The organism is Sphingobacterium athyrii (assembly GCF_003071065.1).
Classification (GTDB): Bacteria; Bacteroidota; Bacteroidia; order Sphingobacteriales; family Sphingobacteriaceae; genus Sphingobacterium; species Sphingobacterium athyrii.
In genome coordinates, this window is record NZ_QCXX01000001.1 from 188,471 (window position 1) to 208,171 (window position 19,701).

General features: G+C 42.6%; 14 protein-coding genes. 11 read left to right on the forward strand and 3 right to left on the reverse strand.

What is annotated here, in order from left to right; genetic code table 11:
* The first annotated feature begins 16 nt into the window (after nucleotides 1-16).
* Nucleotides 17-3,187, forward strand: a complete 3,171-nt coding sequence (locus tag DCO56_RS00855) for an efflux RND transporter permease subunit (RefSeq protein ID WP_108631893.1) — start codon at nucleotides 17-19, stop codon at nucleotides 3,185-3,187.
* A gap of 138 nt (nucleotides 3,188-3,325) precedes the next feature.
* Nucleotides 3,326-3,937: an HAD family hydrolase gene (locus DCO56_RS00860; protein ID WP_108631894.1), complete on the forward strand. Its 612-nt coding sequence runs from the start codon at nucleotides 3,326-3,328 to the stop codon at nucleotides 3,935-3,937.
* Nucleotides 3,938-4,071: 134 nt separating this feature from the next.
* Here the strand turns inward: DCO56_RS00860 and DCO56_RS00865 are convergent, their stop codons facing one another.
* The gene (locus DCO56_RS00865; protein ID WP_108631895.1) at nucleotides 4,072-5,457 is read right to left on the reverse strand and encodes a hypothetical protein; all 1,386 of its coding nucleotides are present in this window, start codon (nucleotides 5,455-5,457) and stop codon (nucleotides 4,072-4,074) included.
* Nucleotides 5,458-5,471: 14 nt separating this feature from the next.
* Nucleotides 5,472-6,077 (reverse strand): RNA polymerase sigma factor, encoded by a 606-nt coding sequence (locus tag DCO56_RS00870; protein ID WP_104382096.1) that lies wholly within the window; start codon nucleotides 6,075-6,077, stop codon nucleotides 5,472-5,474.
* Nucleotides 6,078-6,303: 226 nt separating this feature from the next.
* On the opposite strand from DCO56_RS00870, the gene lysS reads away from it, so the two are divergent.
* The 6 genes from lysS to coaA all read left to right on the forward strand — a co-directional run bounded on the left by lysS (nucleotide 6,304) and on the right by coaA (nucleotide 12,745).
* Nucleotides 6,304-8,022, forward strand: coding sequence for a lysine--tRNA ligase (lysS, locus tag DCO56_RS00875; RefSeq protein WP_108631896.1), 1,719 nt, complete (start codon nucleotides 6,304-6,306; stop codon nucleotides 8,020-8,022).
* A gap of 274 nt (nucleotides 8,023-8,296) precedes the next feature.
* Nucleotides 8,297-9,352, forward strand: a complete 1,056-nt coding sequence (locus DCO56_RS00880; RefSeq protein ID WP_108631897.1) for a patatin-like phospholipase family protein — start codon at nucleotides 8,297-8,299, stop codon at nucleotides 9,350-9,352.
* A gap of 31 nt (nucleotides 9,353-9,383) precedes the next feature.
* A complete protein-coding gene (locus DCO56_RS00885; RefSeq protein WP_108631898.1) occupies nucleotides 9,384-10,616 on the forward strand; it encodes a nucleoside recognition domain-containing protein in 1,233 nt (410 codons plus the stop codon).
* A 170-nt stretch (nucleotides 10,617-10,786) separates the two neighbouring features.
* Entirely contained in the window at nucleotides 10,787-11,167 is a 381-nt protein-coding gene (locus tag DCO56_RS00890; RefSeq protein ID WP_108631899.1) for a methylglyoxal synthase, read from the forward strand.
* Between the two features lie 18 nt (nucleotides 11,168-11,185).
* The gene (locus tag DCO56_RS00895; protein WP_241254989.1) at nucleotides 11,186-11,590 is read left to right on the forward strand and encodes an OsmC family protein; all 405 of its coding nucleotides are present in this window, start codon (nucleotides 11,186-11,188) and stop codon (nucleotides 11,588-11,590) included.
* Between the two features lie 195 nt (nucleotides 11,591-11,785).
* Nucleotides 11,786-12,745, forward strand: coding sequence for a type I pantothenate kinase (coaA, locus tag DCO56_RS00905; protein ID WP_108631901.1), 960 nt, complete (start codon nucleotides 11,786-11,788; stop codon nucleotides 12,743-12,745).
* Here the strand turns inward: coaA and DCO56_RS00910 are convergent.
* A complete protein-coding gene (locus tag DCO56_RS00910) occupies nucleotides 12,742-13,584 on the reverse strand; it encodes a mechanosensitive ion channel family protein (RefSeq protein ID WP_108631902.1) in 843 nt (280 codons plus the stop codon). The genes coaA and DCO56_RS00910 overlap by 4 nt on opposite strands.
* A 178-nt stretch (nucleotides 13,585-13,762) precedes the next feature.
* Here DCO56_RS00910 and DCO56_RS00915 point away from each other — a divergent pair, with 178 nt between their 5' ends.
* The 3 genes from DCO56_RS00915 (at nucleotide 13,763) to DCO56_RS00925 (ending at nucleotide 19,699) form a co-directional block, all read left to right on the forward strand.
* Nucleotides 13,763-15,862 (forward strand): heavy metal translocating P-type ATPase, encoded by a 2,100-nt coding sequence (locus DCO56_RS00915; protein ID WP_108631903.1) that lies wholly within the window; start codon nucleotides 13,763-13,765, stop codon nucleotides 15,860-15,862.
* A 163-nt stretch (nucleotides 15,863-16,025) separates the two neighbouring features.
* Nucleotides 16,026-18,593 (forward strand): DNA gyrase subunit A, encoded by a 2,568-nt coding sequence (gene gyrA, locus DCO56_RS00920; protein WP_108631904.1) that lies wholly within the window; start codon nucleotides 16,026-16,028, stop codon nucleotides 18,591-18,593.
* Nucleotides 18,594-18,598: 5 nt separating this feature from the next.
* Nucleotides 18,599-19,699, forward strand: coding sequence for a tetratricopeptide repeat protein (locus DCO56_RS00925; protein WP_108631905.1), 1,101 nt, complete (start codon nucleotides 18,599-18,601; stop codon nucleotides 19,697-19,699).
* The last annotated feature ends 2 nt before the right edge of the window (nucleotides 19,700-19,701 follow it).

A 19,701-nucleotide genomic window follows, 5' to 3' on the forward strand; every position in this document is an offset into this window, starting at 1 on the left:
ATCTAAAAAATATAGAATGATTTCAGAAGTATTTATTAAGAGGCCAGTTACCGCAATCGTTATTTCGATATTGATTTCAATTATCGGGATTATTGCTGTTTCTACGTTGCCAATTAGCCAGTATCCTTCTATTGCACCTCCAACGGTAACGGTAACAGCCAATTACACAGGAGCAGATGCACAGACGGTTGAACAGACCGTGACGACTCTGATCGAGAGTCAGATCAATGGTACACCTGGCATGATTTATATGTCGTCAAATAGTACTTCAAATGGTCAAGCAACAATTACTGTCACATTTGAAGTAGGTACTGACATTGATATTGCAACCCTAGACGTACAAAACCGTGTCGGGATTGCCGAGCCTGCCCTTCCAGAAGCGGTAAGACGTTTGGGAATCACTACCCGTAAGGCCAACAACGATATCTTGATGTTGGTTGCTTTAACTTCACCAAAAGGAACAAGATCCGAAAATTTCTTGGCCAACTACAACAACTTATACGTAAAAGATGCGCTATTACGTGTTAAAGGCGTCGGTGATGTGACCGCTTTTGGGCAACCATTTTCAATGCGTGTATGGCTAGATGCAAACAAATTAGCCAATCTAAGCATGACTCCTGCTGATGTATCGACAGCAATTGCGGAACAAAATTCCCGTATACCTGGCGGTAGCGTTGGTGGACGTCCACAAGAGTCTTCGACAGTATTTGAATATCCGGTCATTACCGATAGTGACCTTTCAAATCCCGAAGACTTTGAAAACATCGTCGTTAAGACCAACAAAGATGGGTCGATCGTACTTTTAAAGGATGTTGCGCGTGTTGAATTAGGTCAATTCAATTATGGTACATCGTCTACCGTAAATGGCATGACCTCATCTGCGATGATGATCAATCAAACGCCAGGTGGAAATGCCGTAGAATCTGCAGAAGGTATTGTCGCGGCTTTGGAAAAATTAAAACAATCTTTCCCAACTGACGTCGATTATACCATTAGTTATGAGACCGTGTCTGTGGTAAATGCATCTATTTCCTCGGTTATCCACACCTTGGTTGAAGCATTGATCCTGGTAACCGTCGTGGTTTTCTTCTTCCTACAAAGCTGGAGAGCAACTTTAATCCCTGTTCTGGCGATTCCTGTATCGATTATTGGTACATTCATCTTCTTCCTGATGTTTGGTTTCTCTGTGAACAACTTGACCATGCTTGCCTTTGTACTGGCCATCGGTATTGTGGTGGATGATGCCATCGTTGTGGTGGAAGCCGTGCAGCACTATATCGACCATTATAAGCTGGACGCAAAAGAAGCAACACGCCGTGCCATGGGTGATATTACAGCACCGGTTATTGCAATTGCCTTAATCTTGGCGGCAGTATTCGTTCCTGTAGGTTTTATCCCGGGGATGGTCGGTAAATTGTATCAACAATTTGCGATCACCATTGCGGTATCGGTTATGTTATCCGCATTCATTGCCCTTTCGTTGACACCAGCATTATGTTCGATTCTTTTGAAACCAACAGCCGTACATGAGGGTGCTAAAGGTTTGAACAAGTTCTTCTACAAATTCAACGTATGGTTTGAAAAAGTAACGATCAGATATTCAAAAGGTGTACAACAATCGATAAAAAAAGCGCCACTTGTATTGATCATCCTTTTATGTATTTTCATCGGTACAGGCTGGATGTTTACGACCAAGCCAACAGGATTTATTCCTTCCGAGGATGGTGGTGCCTTTTTTGCAGGTATTACGCTACCAGAGGGTTCTTCTTCCGCACGTACAAATGAGGTGCTTAAAGAGATTGAGGCCGATCTACATAAGACTTTTCCTGAAATCAAATATGTGACCGCGATCTCTGGTATCAATATCCTGAACCGTGCCTTCAAATCCAATGGTGCGACAGTTTTCGTGTCGCTCAAACCTTGGGAAACACGGACACGTACGGCCAGCGATATTGCCGGTATGATCATGGGTAAATACATGGGTTATACCAAAGCAAGGGTATTAGCGGTAACACCACCAGCTATTCCGGGCTTAGGTACATCCGGAGGTTTCTCCTTGCAGGTACAAGATTTACAAACGGTAAATATCAAGGATTTCGAAGCTACAGTGGGTAAATTCCTCATGGCTGCCAACCAACGTCCAGAAATTGGAATGGCTTATACGATGTTTAATACCAATTCTCCAAACTACAAATTGGAAGTCAATCGTGAACAGGCTAAACGTATGGGAGTTCCGATATCAAGTATTTATTCGACGATATCGTCCTATTTGGGTAGTAGCTATGTTAATGACTTTACCAAGTATGGCCGTAGCTATCGTGTCGTTACACAAGCCGATATCCCTTATCGTATGAATATCGAAGACATCAACAAACTTTATGTCAACAATACGATGGGCAACCCGGTACCAATGGGTACACTCGTTAAATATGAGCTGATAACGATGCCGTCGATCATCAACCACTACAATATCTTTAGAAGTATCGAGATCAATGGTAGCTCGGCTCCGGGTTACTCGTCTGGGGATGCATTGAAAGCCTTACAGGAAGTTGCAGCACAGACTTTACCGGAAGGGTTTGATTATCAATTCTCCGGACTTTCACTACAGGAAATGCAGTCAGGATCAAAAACCATTCAGATCTTTGCCTTATGTATCCTGTTTGTATTCTTGCTGTTGGCGGCCCTGTATGAAAGTTGGTCAGTACCATTCTCTATCCTTCTATCGGTTCCTTTAGGGGTATTTGGAGCGATTTTGACCCTAACGTTGATACCATCTTTAGATAATAATATCTATGCGCAGATCGGTTTGGTAACCATTATTGGTCTGGCGGCCAAGAATGCGATCCTGATCGTAGAATTTGCCAAAGAACGGGTTGACATCGGAATGAATCTCTATGAGGCAACATTGGATGCTGTAAAATTGCGTTTACGTCCGATCATCATGACTTCTTTCGCCTTCATCCTGGGTATTATTCCATTGATGTTGTCACACGGTGCCGGTGCCATCTCCCGCCAAACAATCGGCTGGACGGTATTCGGTGGTATGACCGCAGCGACACTTTTGGCAATCTTTATCGTTCCCGTCCTGTTCGTTGTGATTACACGAATGGCCTACGGTAAGAAAAAATTAGCTGAATTAGAAGCTAATTTCGATGAAGAAAAAGCAAAGAACTTAAGTGCACACTAAGCAAACAACGGTTTGCGGCATACGGTACTAATTCTAACAGTACGCTTAAGCGGCCTTTCTTTCCGACGAAAGAAAGGCCGCTTGTTTTTTGCGCTTCCAATTATAATTTTTAATTTTACCGCACACGATTAAAAACATATGTCACCTGAATCACAACGCAAATTTGAACAACTAAATCTTCTTGCCGAATCCTATGATGCCTTACTATTTGATGTCGATGGCACATTGGCGGACAACATGGATGCCCATAAACAAGCTTATAAAGCTGCCGCCAAACAATATGGCGTTGAGCTTGATGTCAATCTCATTGACGAAACTGCCGGCTGGCCTACGGTAGCCGTTGCTGCGGAAATCAGCAAACGCTATGCTGTCGACTTTGACCACGAGGAATTCTCCACACTTAAGTCCACGATATTTAGAGATGAATATGTTTTTAAAACAAAACCGGTCGATTATGTTGTTGAGCATTTGAAGTACCAAAAAGGTAAAAAACATATTGCTGCCGTCTCCGGCGGAACAAGGACAACTTTGTCCATGACCCTAAATACTATCGGAGTATGGGATGATCTTGAAACGTTAGTCTGTGCGGGAGACACTCCAGAAGGTAAACCATCCCCACAACCGTTTCTGCTTGCAGCTTCGCAGTTGAACATCGCTCCAGAAAAATGCTTGGTCTATGAAGACGGGGTTCCCGGCGTTGAAGGTGCTAAAGCCGCAGGAATGGGCTGGGTCCGCATAGATGAACTATAAACAGGCTCAATGTTTCAACATAAAAAAGCCCTTGAATTGAAATTCAAGGGCTTTTCCTTTATGACTGACTCCTCAGTTTTTTGCGGACTGCTCAACTCCGGGAGGACCGCTTTTTACGTTTTCGACAACTTGTACTAGAAGCTGGTGATAATTTTCACCCCGCCATTGCTGTAATTCAGATCAGACGACCGCAAACCTCCAACGGGTAGTTTGTAATAAGGTTCCACAGAGATGGAAAGTTTGCCGACTTTCTGTTTTCGTCCGACCGAGAAGTTCACAAACCCATTCACACCTTTATCATCTACGTTCTTATCTGCGGATGTTTGTTTATACTCTTTATTGTTGGTTTCATAAATCGTAGCCCGTTCCTGATCCAGTACACCGACATAGGAAACCCCTACTGAGGTATAGAAATTTTTACTGATCGCATAACGGACATCAACAGGAATATCCACGGTTAAGATTTTACCGGAAACGCGTTCGTTACTTTTAGCATCTTTAGCATCCGCTGTGCGCATCACCAAAGGATTATTCAAACTGCTGGGCTGCGAAAGATAACTTGGGGCATCGGCAACAAACGAATTGGAAGCCATCGCCGGTGTGATGGGCGTATTTCCTGACATCGCTCCATAATGCTGGATAGAAGCACCGGATCGGATACTGATCTTACTCGAAACATTATAAGCCAGGGCAACTCCGCCCCCGAGGGTGATGCTCTCCGAAGTAGAAGCCGGTGATACAAATGCCCCCAGTTCCCATTTGCTGTCAAGATCATTCCCGTTTCTCAGAGCGACAGTACTCTTCCCATTTCCCTGCTGCCCAGCATATAGCGCAGAAAGGCGTGCAGCTTCAAGCTGTGTCTGTGTATAGGATGAAACGGTATTTGAATTTGTTGATGCCACAGTTGAATTGGATGGCGCACCAACCTTTGTTGCCCCCGGGATAGCCGACGAAGCAGCAACTGTAGGGTCATCCAGATTGATCCTTGCGGAAAGGGTACTGTTGCGCAATTGCATGTTCTGCCCCGCACCTAAAGCGGCAAGATTATTTGATACACGAATATTATTCCCGCTTACTGCTTTTCCATCAAATAAGACAAACCGTTGTTTTTGACTATCATCAGCAGAAGGACTTTCCACTTTCGAATAGGTAAACGGTCGATCACGCATCAGTTCCTGTTCACTCAATCCCTGTGTCCCGGTCACATCGGACAACGAACGTTGAATAGACTCCTTTAAATCTTTGTTGTCCGCGAGCACCTCACTATCTTTCTGTTGCTGGGTTACAACCGGCGGAGATGGAATGACTGCAGAATTATTTTTCAACCCCCAATAGCCCGCACCAAAACATAAAAGTACCGCGGCAGCCGCACTCCAATATTTCCATGCGGAAGAAGGTGGTGTTGCTACCTCATGCGTTGATGCAAATTTTTCCCAGGAACCTTCCCGATAAGGTAGTTCATGGTCTTTTAATTGCCCAATGATCTCTTCTATCAATTCTTTTTTCTTATTGCCTTCCATGGTAACAACACTATTTATCTTATTTCTTGCACTACACCTGTATAGTCCAAGTATAATTTTCTGAGTTTTTGCTTTGCCCTTGTCAAGTACGTACGTGACGTACTATCCGGTATATTTAGCATTTGGGCAATTTCATCATGCGAATACCCTTCTATTTCATAGAGATTAAAAATAGTTTTCTGAATTTCGGGGAGCTGATCCAACAAGCTCAAAATCTCATTTACCTCCAAGCGGCTATCCAATTGCACTGATGGCGTATGCATATCCCCTTCGGCCATATCTTCAACAGAATACAACTGTTTTTTGCTCCGCAGAAAGTCAATTGAGATATTTGCAGCAATTCGACCGATCCATGCCCGAAACGATTTTTCGAGGTTCTCCGCATCAATATCCCTATTGAAGGACTCCAATTTTCGAAAAATCCGGACAAAGCTCTCATTCACAAGTTCCTCGGCATCGACATCCTGTTTGACATAGCGGATGATGATTGCCATTAGGTAGCCATAATATTTTTTATAGACAAAAGCCTTGCCGTCCTCGCGATTTCGCAAGCAACGTTCCAAGGCATCATGTAAAGATGATAGCTTCTTGTTATAAAAATATGACTGAATAATTCCCACTTAAACTATTTAAATATTAAGCTTCAAATAACGAAAATAAAATTATAAAACTTAAAATCAAATAGTCGAATGTCCCCGCTTAATATCACTATTTAACTATTTTTCTTCTTTTAACGGTCGCCATTTGTATTTCGCTACAGCGCTTTTCAAAAAAAATCAATAAAAAGAATTGAAAAAAATGGCTATTTTTGCATGATTTTCACATTTTAAATATTATTCAGACCGAATGAGTACTGTATTATCCGAACAGGAACAACTTAGAAGACAGGCGATGCAATCGTTGTTGGATATGGGAATCGAGCCTTTTCCAGCGAATGAATTTGTCGTCAATGCACATGCTGCCGATATTTTAGAAAACTACGATAGAGATAAATTGAATTATAAGAACATTACCATTGCCGGCCGCATTATGAGCCGTCGTGTGATGGGAAGTGCTTCATTTTTTGAAATCCAAGATTCTACCGGCCGTATTCAAGCTTATATTAAGCGTGATGATGTATGCCCTGATGAAAATAAAGATCTCTACAATGTTGTTTTCAAAAAACTATTGGATATCGGCGATATTGTAGGTGTCAAAGGATATGTTTTCACGACACAGACTGAAGCGATTGCAGTACACGTAGAGGAACTAACGGTATTATCCAAATCCTTACGTCCCCTTCCAGTGGTTAAATCCGCTGAAGGCAAAACATTCGATGCCTTTACGGATCCGGAGCAACGTTACAGAATGCGCTATGTTGACTTAATTGTAAACCCTGCCAATAAGGATATATTTGTCAAACGCACCAAACTTTTTAATGCCATGCGTCAATTTTTTAACGACGCCGGTTATATGGAAGTAGAAACACCCGTTTTACAGTCTATTCCCGGAGGTGCCGCAGCACGTCCGTTTATCACCCACCACAATGCATTGGATATTCCATTATACCTTCGTATTGCGAACGAACTTTATTTAAAAAGACTGATCGTAGGTGGTTTTGACGGGGTGTACGAATTTTCCAAAAACTTCCGTAACGAAGGAATGGACCGCACGCATAATCCCGAATTTACGGCCATGGAAATCTATGTGGCTTACAAAGACTACAACTGGATGATGGATTTCACAGAACGCCTTTTGGAGCACTGTGCACTTGCAGTAAACGGTACCACACAAGCAACTTTTGGCGAACATAAAATTGATTTCAGGGCGCCATATAAGCGTATCTCGATGACCGATTCCATCAAAGAATTCACAGGATTTGATATCACCGGCAAAACCGAAGAAGAAATCCGTGTAGCCGCAAAAGGTATGGGTATCGACGTTAACGAAACAATGGGTAAAGGCAAATTGATTGACGAGATCTTTGGTGCGAAATGTGAAGGCAACTACATCCAGCCAACATTTATCACCGATTATCCGAAAGAGATGTCACCATTGACCAAAAAACATCGCGATAATCCGGATTTAACAGAACGTTTCGAGTTAATGGTCTGTGGAAAAGAGATTGCCAATGCTTACTCCGAATTGAATGACCCAATTGATCAACGCGAACGTTTTGAAGATCAATTGAAACTTTCAGAGAAGGGGGATGATGAGGCCATGTTTATTGACCAGGATTTCTTGCGTTCTTTAGAGTATGGTATGCCACCTACTTCCGGTTTAGGAATAGGTATGGATCGCCTGATTATGTTTCTGACCAATAATGCTTCTATTCAGGAAGTATTGTTCTTCCCGCAGATGCGTCCTGAAAAGGTAACAAAAGTTGCGGACGTAAAGGACTATGAAGAGCAAGGTATTCCTGCCGCTTGGGTACCGGCATTACAAAAAATGGGCTTTACAACCATCGAAGCCTTAAAAGAAGCCAACCCAAATAAGGTTTTTAATGATCTTGGCGGCATGCGTAAAAAATTAAAACTAGACATAACTATGCCGAGTAAAGACGAAGTACTGGCTTGGTTTAACTAATACAATGACACTAACAGCGGCGGACTAACATCCGCCGCTGTTATTTAGGGTATCCTCCCATATCCCCACAGGATAGTGCCTAAATATCCCGGTCAATAAAACCTAAAATCCCCGATTAAGAAACAGTGGCCCCTCTCATTTACCATCCAACGCAAACATGCGCCTGATCGTGATCGGCTATATTTTTATTACAAAAACCTTCGCCTCAAAAGGGCAATCTAAATTGTAAACATTTTCTATATTTACGTATATTGAATTAAAATAGCGTTAGCGTATGAAGAGCATACTCGCCCTTGATGGAGGTGGTATTCGAGGGATTATCCCAGCTATGATACTCGTGGCTTTGGAGGAAAAATTACAAAAAAAAACAATGGATCCCAATGCGCGGATCGCCTCTTATTTTGACTTTATTGCCGGCACCAGCAGTGGCGGAATTCTTACAAGCATCTTATTGTTTCCGGACGAACGTGATCCTACGCATCCCAAGTTTTCAGCCCGCGATGCTTTAAATCTATTCGTCAACCACGGGACAGAAATCTTTCACACCTCCAAATGGCGCCGTTTTCTGGGTGAATTCGGCCTGGTGAGTGAATTGTACTCTTCGGCCGCCTTGTCTAATGTGCTGGACAAATATTTTCAAAATGCGCGGTTAAGCCACCTGATCAAGCCCTGCATTATCACAGCCTATAACATCGAGCTCCGTAAAAATCATTTTTTTAGGCAACAGAAGGCAATCACCCATGGCGAAGCGCGGGACTTTTACCTCAAAGATGTCTGCAAAGCGACTTCGGCAGCCCCGACGTTCTTTCCCGTTGCCGAAATCTATTCCATATCCAATACCAGATATCCGCTCATAGATGGTGGAGTGTTTGCGCAGAATCCCTCCATCTGCGGCTTGCTTGAGGTGTTAAAAGCCTTTAACAGCACACAGATCAACGATATGTTTATGGTTTCCTTGGGCACCGGGGTATCAAAGACAGCCTACAATTACGAACACTTCAAGAAAAAGCTTGCCATTCAGATCGGCCCCGCACTTGTGGACATCATGACGAGTGCCTCTTCCGAAAGTACCGAATTTTTTATCAAGCAATTATTTAGAAGCAATGGGAAACAGCAGAATTACGTTCGGCTGGAGCCGGCAAATCTATCCAGTATCAATGCTTCCCTTGATGCAGCCTCAACAAACAATATCCAAAAACTCATCTCTTTATCCGATAAGCTGATCAGTGAACATGAGGATACACTGGATTATATCATCGAACACCTCATCAAAGAAAAGAATCAGAATAAGAAGAAAAATCCTTGGAGCCAGTTGATGGATAAATTCTAAAAGGTTACTTTTACGCATATTTAAATCTATTATGGCATTAAACTACGTATGGGTTGCATTTTTTTTAATCACATTTGCCGTAGCCCTGGTAAAACTTATCTTTTTCGGAGATACCGAAATCTTCCAACAAATTGTCAATTCCATCTTTGACAGCGCTAAAACTGGAGCTGAAATCTCCTTGGGGCTGGTCGGGATGATGACTTTCGCTCTGGGAATCATGAAAATCGGTGAGAAAGGCGGCATGATCAATATCTTCGCAAAAATCGTAGGGCCTTTTTTCCATAAATTATTTCCCGAAATCCCTAAGAACCATCCTGCTCTCGGATCTATTTTAATGAATTTTTCTGCCAATGCGCTGGGTCTGGATAATGCAGCAACACCTTTGGGCCTTAAGGCGATGAAGGAACTCCAGGAACTGAATCCCAATAAGGAAACGGCAACGAATGCACAGATTATGTTCATTGTGCTCAATGCATCCAGTCTTACCTTATTACCGATTTCCATTATGGCTTACCGCAAGGAAGCGGGTGCACCGGATCCCTCCGACGTCTTTCTTCCGATTTTGATCGCAACCTTCTTTTCGACTTTAGTAGCTTTGATCCTTGTTGCCCTTTATCAAAAAATAAACCTATTCAACCGAGTCGTTTTAGGCTATTTAGGTGCCATGGGTTTATTTATCGGTGGATTATTATATTATTTCTCGGGACTACAACAAGCCGAAATAGAGATCTTCAGCAAAGTATTTGGTAATGTGATCCTGTTTAGCCTCTTCACTTCTTTCATAGGTTTGGCGCTTTTTCGCAAAGTCAATGTCTACGATTCCTTTATTGAAGGTGCTAAAGAAGGATTTGAAGTTTCTGTCAAAATTATTCCTTATCTGGTGGCCATGCTGGTCGGCATCGCTGTTTTTAGAGCCTCAGGAACAATGGATTATATGGTTGCCGGAATATCCAAAGGTATTGCCTTATGTGGTTTAGATACTTCCTTTGTTGATGCCCTGCCGGTCGCATTTATGAAACCGCTCAGCGGGTCAGGTGCGCGTGGACTGATGGTTGACTTAATGAATGCCAAAGGGCCTATGGACTTTGCGGCACGTGTCGCCTGTGTTATTCAGGGTTCCACTGAAACAACTTTTTACGTACTGGCGGTCTACTTTGGCGCCGTGGGGATAAAACGGACCAGACATGCCTTGCCTTGTGCCCTATTGGCTGAATTGGCGGGCGTGATTGCCGCTATTATTATATCCTATATTTTCTTTAAATAGCATTTTACAAGCATTGCTTAAGTTTAGAAGATACAGGTAGACATGTTATAAAAAACAAATCTGACTGTGCCCTATCGTAAAATGACACTTGCCGATAGACACATAAATCTGTTGAAGATGGCTTTTTAGCCATCGGAAGCAAATACAAATGAACAAATAATTAGCTAGGGATGAAAAAAACAATCGCACTGATCGCCCACGATGGCAAGAAGCCAGAAATGGTTGCTTTTGTCAAAGACCACCAGGATTTACTGGAGCATGCTCATATTATCGCAACGGGAACGACGGGTTCCTATGTGCGGCAGACAGGACTTCCAGTGGAGTTAAAATTAAGCGGCCCGATGGGGGGCGATGCACAGATCGCCGCACTGGCCGCTGAAGGTAAAGTAGATGGCATTATCTTCTTTCGTGATCCACTTGGTAAGCACGCCCACGAACCTGATATTCAAATGTTGATGCGTGTGTGCGACCTTTACAATGTTCCCTTGGCCACCAATCCTGCCACCGGAAGCTTAATTATTGAAGGATTATTGGAAGATCTTGTCGACTAACAAACCATTTTATTTAAGATGATGGAAAATGAAGTTATTGTCACCATAGGTGAAACACCTTATACCACGACCGTACAATATGGTAAACACCAGATTATTGCCGATGAGCCCGAGGACTTGGGTGGACAGGATCAGGGAATAAATCCCACACCGCTGCTGCTCTCTTCGTTAGGCACCTGCAAAGCAATCACCGTAAAAATGTATGCCGACCGAAAAAGCTGGCCTCTGGAAGAAGTTATTATCCGCCTTTCGCATGAAGTGCAGACCAGTGAACAGCAACAGACCACCTATATACAATGTCATATTAGCTTTAAGGGTAATCTGGATGACGAACAAAAGAAGAGACTGTTTAAGATTGCCGAAAAATGTCCTGTACATAAAATCTTAACTAATCCTATTGTAATAACTTCAAATCATTTGTAATTGTTTCTTGGGATAACGGGCGACACTAATTATATTTGTCCGCACAAAAAATCTTCGCACAACAATACCTGCCAATTGCAGTAAAAGATAATGAAGGTTCTTATATGCCGCTGAATAGTTGAAAAGTGCGCTGTAACAGCGAAAAATAAGCAGGACATCAATAACATATAAACGTTCAATAAAAATAGCAATTCGATGCAATTGGATCCACAAATAGCAATAGACTCTCCTTTTAGATCAATTAAACGGGAAGACTGGAAAAATCTAAATGGAAAGGTATTGCACAACTTCAGTTCCGAAGATCTTGACAACCTGCATGCGCTCAATGAGCCATTGACAAACCAGGAGATCGAAGAAGTCTATTTTCCGCTGAGCCATTTGCTGGAAATTCACATTGACCGTTTCCAAAGCCTGCATCAGCGGACAAATCGTTTTTTTGGGAAAGAAGAAAGTAAATTACCTTATATCATCGGTATTGCGGGCTCTGTCGCTGTCGGAAAAAGTACAACAGCCAGGGTGTTGCAACGGGTGCTGAGTATGCTGCCTTCAAAACCAAAGGTGGATCTGGTGACCACGGATGGTTTTCTCCATCCTAATCAACAACTGATCGAAAAAGGAATTCTGAACCGCAAAGGATTTCCGGAAAGTTATGATGCCAAACGACTGATCCATTTTCTTTCTGCGGTTAAATCCGGAGCACCTAAAATTATGGTTCCGGTATACAGCCATCTGGTTTACGATGTATTACCCGATGATCAGCACCAGATCATTGAACAACCGGACATCTTAATCGTCGAAGGAATCAATGTGTTACAGGTCAATTCACAACGCCCCCGCAAAGGACATAGCGTCTTCGTTTCCGACTTTTTCGACTATTCGATCTACGTACATGCCAGTGAGAAAAACCTCATCGAGTGGTATACCAACAGGTTTGAATCCCTACGGGCGACCGCTTTTCAGAATCCGGCTTCGTTTTTCCATAAATATGCAGATATGTCACCCGAAGAAAGTCATGCGATGGCCGTTAATATCTGGAATGAGATTAATAAGCCAAACCTGATCAAGAACATCTTACCGACCCGCTATCGCGCCGATCTTATCCTGGAAAAAGGCAGCCATCATTTTGTCAAAAATGTGAAGGTCAGAAAGATCTAACTGACCGTTCCCTTAAATTGAAGAACCTCATTCAGAATCTTGCTCTGCACCTGCTGGTGAATCCGGTTACTTGAGGATATCGTGCTGACCTCAACTTTATATTTTACATAGTCTTTGGCTAAGTCAGCTATTTTCACCGTAAATCCCTGGCCATGATCCAAATTGGAATTATGCTGAAATAAGGGGTTAAAGTACTCTTCCAGCACTTCTACAGGAACGGCACGATCCATCGGCAATTCAAATTTTACGACAATTTTATTGGATTTCTGCGATGTTTTATTGACCAGGGTTGCCGTAAACACCAAGTTGTTCGGGATCATGACCGCATCATCATCCTCGTCCCGGACAACGAGATTGGCCAGCGTAATGTCGACGATTTTACCTTGATATTCCCCTATTTTAATGCGATCACCGACGGAAAACTGATCCGAAAACATAATGATCAGGCCCGATATCATATTGGTGATATATTCCCTGAAGATAACGGCTATGGCCATCGCCACAATCGTCATGCTGGTTATAAAATCTTTCGGGTTGATACCGACTGCAATCATCAAACTAACAATGATAAAAAACACATTTCCCACAGTTGCCACACGTGTAATTCCCAGTACAAAGTTACCGCGGACAACCTGATGTTCATTGCGGCTGTTGTAAAGCTTGACGAGGATAAAATGACCGATCGAAATTAGTACACTGGCCGTCAGAAACGTATTCAGTCCGTAGGCCATGTTCAGGATGACCTCCCGCTGCTTATAAAAAGACTCGAATTGTACAAATGAAGCCGTCAATGCAACGAGTAGAATAATCCGTATGATAAAGGAAATAGATTTTGTCATTTTTAAACGTTGATGATTTGCAAATAAAAACAAATTTATCGTTTTTCTCCACGGTGCCGATGATTTTTTTTCCTGTACAGTAGCGCTAAAGCAGTCGTGGAACTAAACAATTTTACTTTACGTAAAGAGCATTATCAGGAAATACCTATCTTTGCCTAAAGACATTACATGCTATTAAATGAAGGAATCCAACGTGCAAACTGAACTCAACGTAACCGGAATGCACTGCACAAATTGTGCTATTTCAATCCATAAATACCTAGAAGACAAGGGTGCTAAGGAGATCTACGTTGATTTCGCTTCAGATGAAGTAAAGTTCTCCGCTATCCCCCAAGATCAGGTTCCGCAGCTTGTCAAAGGTATCGAGTCATTGGGCTATAAAGTCATTAAGGATAAAGACAGCAAAGTAAGCTTTTGGAAGTCCGTTGAACTCAAATTTTTGATCTGCCTACTTTTTACCATTCCGCTATGGAGTCATATGTTTGTGACTCTCCCCTTGCTCCACGATCCCTATATACAGCTGGCTTTCTGTACACCGGTTTATCTTGTCGGTTGTCTCTACTTTGGTAATAGTGCCCTGCGTTCGCTATGGAATAAAATGCCCAACATGGATGTGCTTATCTTTGTCGGATCCACTGCGGCATTTGTCTACAGTGCTATTGGCACTTATTACCATCTGGGGCACGATTATCAGTTTTACGAAACCTGTGCAACGATTATTACCTTAGTCTTTATGGGTAATGTGCTTGAAAAACGCGCTGTTACCAAAACCACATCCGCCATCAAAGATCTGGTCAAATACCAAGACATTAAAGCGATTAAAATTGAAGGCGATAACGAAATTGAAATTAGGGCTAAAGAGATCAAATCCGGGGATATTCTGAAAGTGAATACGGGAAGCCTGATTCCGGTGGATGGTGATATTCTGGATGGCCATGCCTGGATCGACGAATCCATGCTGACGGGCGAGAGTCTCCCGATCGAAAAAACAAAATATGATGCCGTGATCGGCGGCACATTGCTGAGCGCCGGCAATATCCGGATTTCGGCCACTAAAGTAGGGTCTAAAAGCGTTTTATATCAGATCATTCAATTGATTAAAGACGCACAGAGCAAAAAACCGCCCATTCAAAAATTTGGTGATAAAGTGGCGGCCTATTTTGTACCTATTGTTGTCATGATCGCATTTTTCACTTTTTTTATCGCCTACTTTATTGCCCAATTGCCGCTACAGCAGGCATTGATGAATGCCATTGCGACACTTGTGGTCTCCTGTCCCTGTGCGATGGGCCTGGCCACACCAACAGCAGTGATGGTCGGTCTGGGCCGGGCAGCCAAACAAGGCATCCTCATCAAGGGCGGCAGCACAATCGAAGAGCTGTCAGAAATCAAACAGATCGTTTTTGATAAAACGGGAACGCTGACAACAGGCGATTTTAATATCAAAGCCATTCAGACCTTTGGTATAGCGCAATCGCAGGTGGAGTCAATCATTGCACAGCTGGAAAGTTATTCCAGCCACCCAATTGCCCAATCAATCCGCAAGCATCTCAAGGAGATCAAGTCATACCGCATTATATTCAAAGAAGTCAACGAAATAAAAGGACAGGGAATATTTGCCACGGACACCAATGGAAACAGCTATTCCATCTGTAATGCTAAAATTGGCAGGAAAGATTATTCCAACAGGTACGACCTGACGCTGACCATCAATGAGGTTGTCATTGCAGGTATCGTGCTGGAAGATCAGATCAAGCCCTATGCAAAAGAACTTGTACAGTACCTAAAAGATAAAGGAATCCGTCCTATCCTATTGAGCGGTGATAGGCAAAGTAAATGTGAACGGGTGGCACAAAAACTTGGTATAGCGGATGTTTACTGGGAAAAATCACCCAGCGAAAAATTGGCGATCCTTTCGGATCTCAAAAAAACGGCCGCTACGGCAATGGTAGGCGACGGCATTAACGATGCCCCTGCCCTTACGGCAGCGGATGTCGGTATTTCACTCGGCGACGCAACACATATTGCCATTCAGTCCGCAAAAGTCATACTGCTGAACAGCGATCTGAAATCTATCGAAAAGCTACTGCAGATAGGTCATCACACCTTACTGACCATCAAGCAGAATCTTTTTTGGGCATTTGCCTATAATATTATCGCGATCCCATTGGCAGCAGCAGGATTCTTAGGCCCTATGCTGGCGGCGTTAAGCATGGCCTTCTCCGATCTCATTGTCATCGGTAATTCGATCCGCCTACGCTTTAAAAAAATGAAATAAAAACGATACGGCATAAGTACCAAGACAATCCATAAAAGATTGTCTTTTTTGTGTATATTAGGGCTCAATTCATTCGCTTTTGAGGTTAAATTTTTGTAACTTCGCATGCGTAGCAAGCCAATTAAAAAGGCTTGCTTACTAGTTTTATTGAAACCAAATTCATATGGCTGAAGAAACAGAAAACGACAACAATCTTGTTCCGGCAAACGACCGGATTATCCCAATCAATATCGAGGATCAGATGAAGTCTGCTTACATTGACTACTCCATGTCTGTCATTGTATCCCGGGCTCTTCCTGATGCACGTGACGGCATGAAGCCTGTACACAGACGTGTTCTTTATGGTATGTTGGACTTAGGGGTTACCAGTGGTAAACCTTATAAAAAGTCTGCCCGTATCGTTGGTGACGTATTAGGTAAATATCACCCACATGGTGATTCCTCCGTTTACGACACCATGGTTCGTATGGCTCAAGATTGGAGTTTGCGCTACCCGCTGGTGGATGGTCAAGGTAACTACGGTTCCATTGACGGTGACCCTCCTGCGGCAATGCGTTATACAGAGGCGAGGTTAAAGAAGATCGCCGAAGAAATGCTATCCGATATCAACAAAGACACCGTTGATTTCCAAAATAACTTTGACGACTCCTTGCAGGAGCCTACCGTATTGCCAACACGTATCCCTAACCTCCTGGTCAATGGAGCTTCAGGTATCGCCGTAGGTATGGCAACAAATATGGCACCACATAACCTTTCGGAGGTCATTGATGGTACTATAGCTTTCATCGATAACCGTGATATTGAAGTACCTGAATTGATGCAACATATCAAAGGCCCTGACTTCCCTACGGGAGCATTGATCTACGGGTATGCCGGTGTTCAGGATGCTTGTAATACAGGCCGTGGCCGTATTGTTATGCGTGCTAAAGCCGAAATCGAAACAACCAAGTCCGGAAAAGAACAGATTATTGTGACCGAAATCCCTTACCAGGTGAATAAGGCCAATATGATCGAACGTACTGCCGATTTGGTCAATGAAAAGAAATTGGAAGGTATTTCGGCCATCCGCGATGAGTCTGACCGTACTGGTATGCGTGTCGTTTATGACATTAAACGTGATGCCAACGCCAATGTTGTTTTAAATAATCTATTCAAATATACAGCGCTACAAACTTCTTTTTCAGTCAATAATATCGCCTTAGTTAAAGGAAGACCTGTACTGATGAATCTAAAAGATATGATTCGTGAGTTTGTTGAGCATAGACACGATGTTATCGTCAGACGTACACGTTACGAATTGGCGGAAGCTGAAAAACGTGCGCATATCTTGGAAGGATACTTGATCGCCCTGGATCATTTGGATGAAGTCATCAAATTAATCCGTAACTCCGATACACCTGAGGATGCACGTGTTGGATTGATGGAACAATTCGGTCTATCCGATCTCCAGGCCCGTGCTATTCTGGATATGACCTTGCGTCGTCTGACAGGACTGGAACGTGATAAGATCAAAGAAGAATATGCTGAATTGATGAAAACAATTGACTATTTGAAATCTATATTGGCAGACGAAGAGCTCCGCATGAAGATCATCAAAGATGAGTTAATTGAGATCAAAGAAAAATATGGTGACGAACGTAGGTCGCAGATTGTTCATTCTGCCGAAGACATGCGTATGGAAGACTTTATTGATGACGAAGAAATCGTGATCACAATCTCCCATAACAGCTATGTAAAACGTACGCCGTTATCCGAATATAAACGTCAAGGTCGTGGTGGCCGTGGATCAATCGGAACAAACACGCGTGAAGAGGATTTCACCGAACACATCATTACAGCCTCAGCGCACAACTACATGCTCCTATTTACCGAAGCAGGTCGCTGTTTCTGGTTGCGTGCATTTGAGATCCCTGAAGGAAGCCGTACTTCGCGTGGCCGTGCACTTCAAAACATCATCAATGTACCGAAGGAAGAGAAAATTAAGGCCTTTATCTTAGTGAAGAACCTGAAAGACCAGGAATACCTGGAAAACAACTTCATTATTATGTGTACTAAAAAAGGTACCATCAAGAAAACGTCTTTGGAAGCCTATTCCCGCCCGAGAGCAAATGGTATCAATGCGATCAACATCAACGAAGGTGATCAATTGATCGAAGCTTGTTTGACTACAGGAAGCAGCGAAATTGTGATGGCACTGCGCTCAGGAAGAGCTATTCGCTTTAATGAGTCTACCGTCCGCCCAATGGGCCGTACAGCAACAGGCGTTCGTGGTATTACCCTTTCTTCCGAAAGGGATGAGGTGATTGGCATGATTAGTGTCAATGATTCAGAAACAACGGTGTTGGTGGTTTCGGAGAAAGGTTACGGAAAACGTACGGATATCGAAGATTACCGGGTTACAAATCGTGGTGGTAAGGGTGTCAAAACAATCAATGTAACTGATAAAACGGGTGAATTGGTTGCTATAAAAGGCGTTACAGACGCAGAAGACCTTATGATCATCAATAAATCAGGTATTGTTATCCGGATAGCTGTAGAAGAATTACGTGTCATGGGCCGTGCAACACAAGGTGTAAGACTCATTAACCTGAAAGACAACGACGAGATCGCTTCGATCACAAAAGTAGATCGCGAAGAAGAATTGGACGAAGAGTCTGGCGATGAAAATTCAACAGAAGCGGATAATGAAGGATTAACTTCTGGAGAAAATATAGATTCAAACGAAGAATAAACTGAATGAAAAACTTACTGATATCATTGTTCATATCTGCAAGTAGTTTAACTGTTGCTGCCCAATCAAATTTGAAAGAGGGCAGCAACAGTTTTGCTTTATATACCAAAACTGGCGATTTTAAAAATCTTGAAAACGCCAGAAAGTTTGCAGATGCTGCATTCCAATCCAAAAAAGATTCGGCATCTGTCAACAACAACCTGCTGAGGGCTTTGGTATATAGCTCACTGGCAGTTGCGGATTCAACTCGAAAACAGCAGTATAAATTAGACCCTATCGACATATCCATCAAATCATTAAAATTGCTGGATGCGAAAAAAGCACGTCGAAATTTTCCGGCTGAGATGGATTATATCCGTCAAAATCTTGCTGGTGCCATCTCCTATCAAGGCGGTGCTGCTTTAAAGGACGGAAAGTTTGATAAAGCATACCAGGCTTACCTTCGCATAGACTCGCTCGGTTTTAAGAATAGCGACCTCAAATATAATCTTGCGGTACTCGCCGGAAAAAACAAAGATTATATGAATTCCATCAAATATTATGATGAACTCATTAAAGGAGAAAACCCTAAGCCGGGCTACTTTCTGGAATTAGCACAAATTTATGGTCTGGGAGGTACTAAACAGGATGTCTTAAACGTTTTAGAAAAAGGTCATGCTGTATTCCCTGAGAATAAGCAGATACTTTTTAGATTGATCGATGTGTATTCAGCCAACAGTTCGTATGATGCCATATTGAATGTGATTGCTGATGCCATTCGTCTGGAGCCTGAAAATGTTGAATTAAATTACATTGCCGGCTATTCTTACGAAAATGCAAATGATCTAAAAAAAGCAAAAGAGTATTACAATAATGTATTGCGGTTAGATCCAAACAACTATGAATCTAATTTGGCACTAGGCTTAATTAATCTTGAAACGCTATTAAAAGATCCGACGAATCAAGATATTCAGGATTTAACGGTCGAATATCTATTAAAAGCAAACGAGATCAAACCCTATGATGTAAATGCCTTGAAGGCACTGGCAAAATATTATACACTTATTGATGATGCCTCACAATTAGACAGGGTAAACTTATTATTGAATCAATTAACAGTTAAATAGAT

What these genes read in the sequence shown, in the direction of transcription:
- DCO56_RS00910 (WP_108631902.1), bottom strand. Translation starts at nt 13,584, where the DNA reads ATGACAAAATCTATTTCCTTTATCATACGGATTATTCTACTCGTTGCA.
- DCO56_RS00925 (WP_108631905.1), top strand. Translation starts at nt 18,599, where the DNA reads ATGAAAAACTTACTGATATCATTGTTCATATCTGCAAGTAGTTTAACT.
- gyrA (WP_108631904.1), top strand. Translation starts at nt 16,026, where the DNA reads ATGGCTGAAGAAACAGAAAACGACAACAATCTTGTTCCGGCAAACGAC.
- DCO56_RS00890 (WP_108631899.1), top strand. Translation starts at nt 10,787, where the DNA reads ATGAAAAAAACAATCGCACTGATCGCCCACGATGGCAAGAAGCCAGAA.
- DCO56_RS00880 (WP_108631897.1), top strand. Translation starts at nt 8,297, where the DNA reads ATGAAGAGCATACTCGCCCTTGATGGAGGTGGTATTCGAGGGATTATC.
- coaA (WP_108631901.1), top strand. Translation starts at nt 11,786, where the DNA reads ATGCAATTGGATCCACAAATAGCAATAGACTCTCCTTTTAGATCAATT.
- DCO56_RS00885 (WP_108631898.1), top strand. Translation starts at nt 9,384, where the DNA reads ATGGCATTAAACTACGTATGGGTTGCATTTTTTTTAATCACATTTGCC.
- DCO56_RS00860 (WP_108631894.1), top strand. Translation starts at nt 3,326, where the DNA reads ATGTCACCTGAATCACAACGCAAATTTGAACAACTAAATCTTCTTGCC.
- DCO56_RS00915 (WP_108631903.1), top strand. Translation starts at nt 13,763, where the DNA reads ATGAAGGAATCCAACGTGCAAACTGAACTCAACGTAACCGGAATGCAC.
- DCO56_RS00855 (WP_108631893.1), top strand. Translation starts at nt 17, where the DNA reads ATGATTTCAGAAGTATTTATTAAGAGGCCAGTTACCGCAATCGTTATT.
- DCO56_RS00865 (WP_108631895.1), bottom strand. Translation starts at nt 5,457, where the DNA reads ATGGAAGGCAATAAGAAAAAAGAATTGATAGAAGAGATCATTGGGCAA.
- DCO56_RS00895 (WP_241254989.1), top strand. Translation starts at nt 11,186, where the DNA reads ATGATGGAAAATGAAGTTATTGTCACCATAGGTGAAACACCTTATACC.
- lysS (WP_108631896.1), top strand. Translation starts at nt 6,304, where the DNA reads ATGAGTACTGTATTATCCGAACAGGAACAACTTAGAAGACAGGCGATG.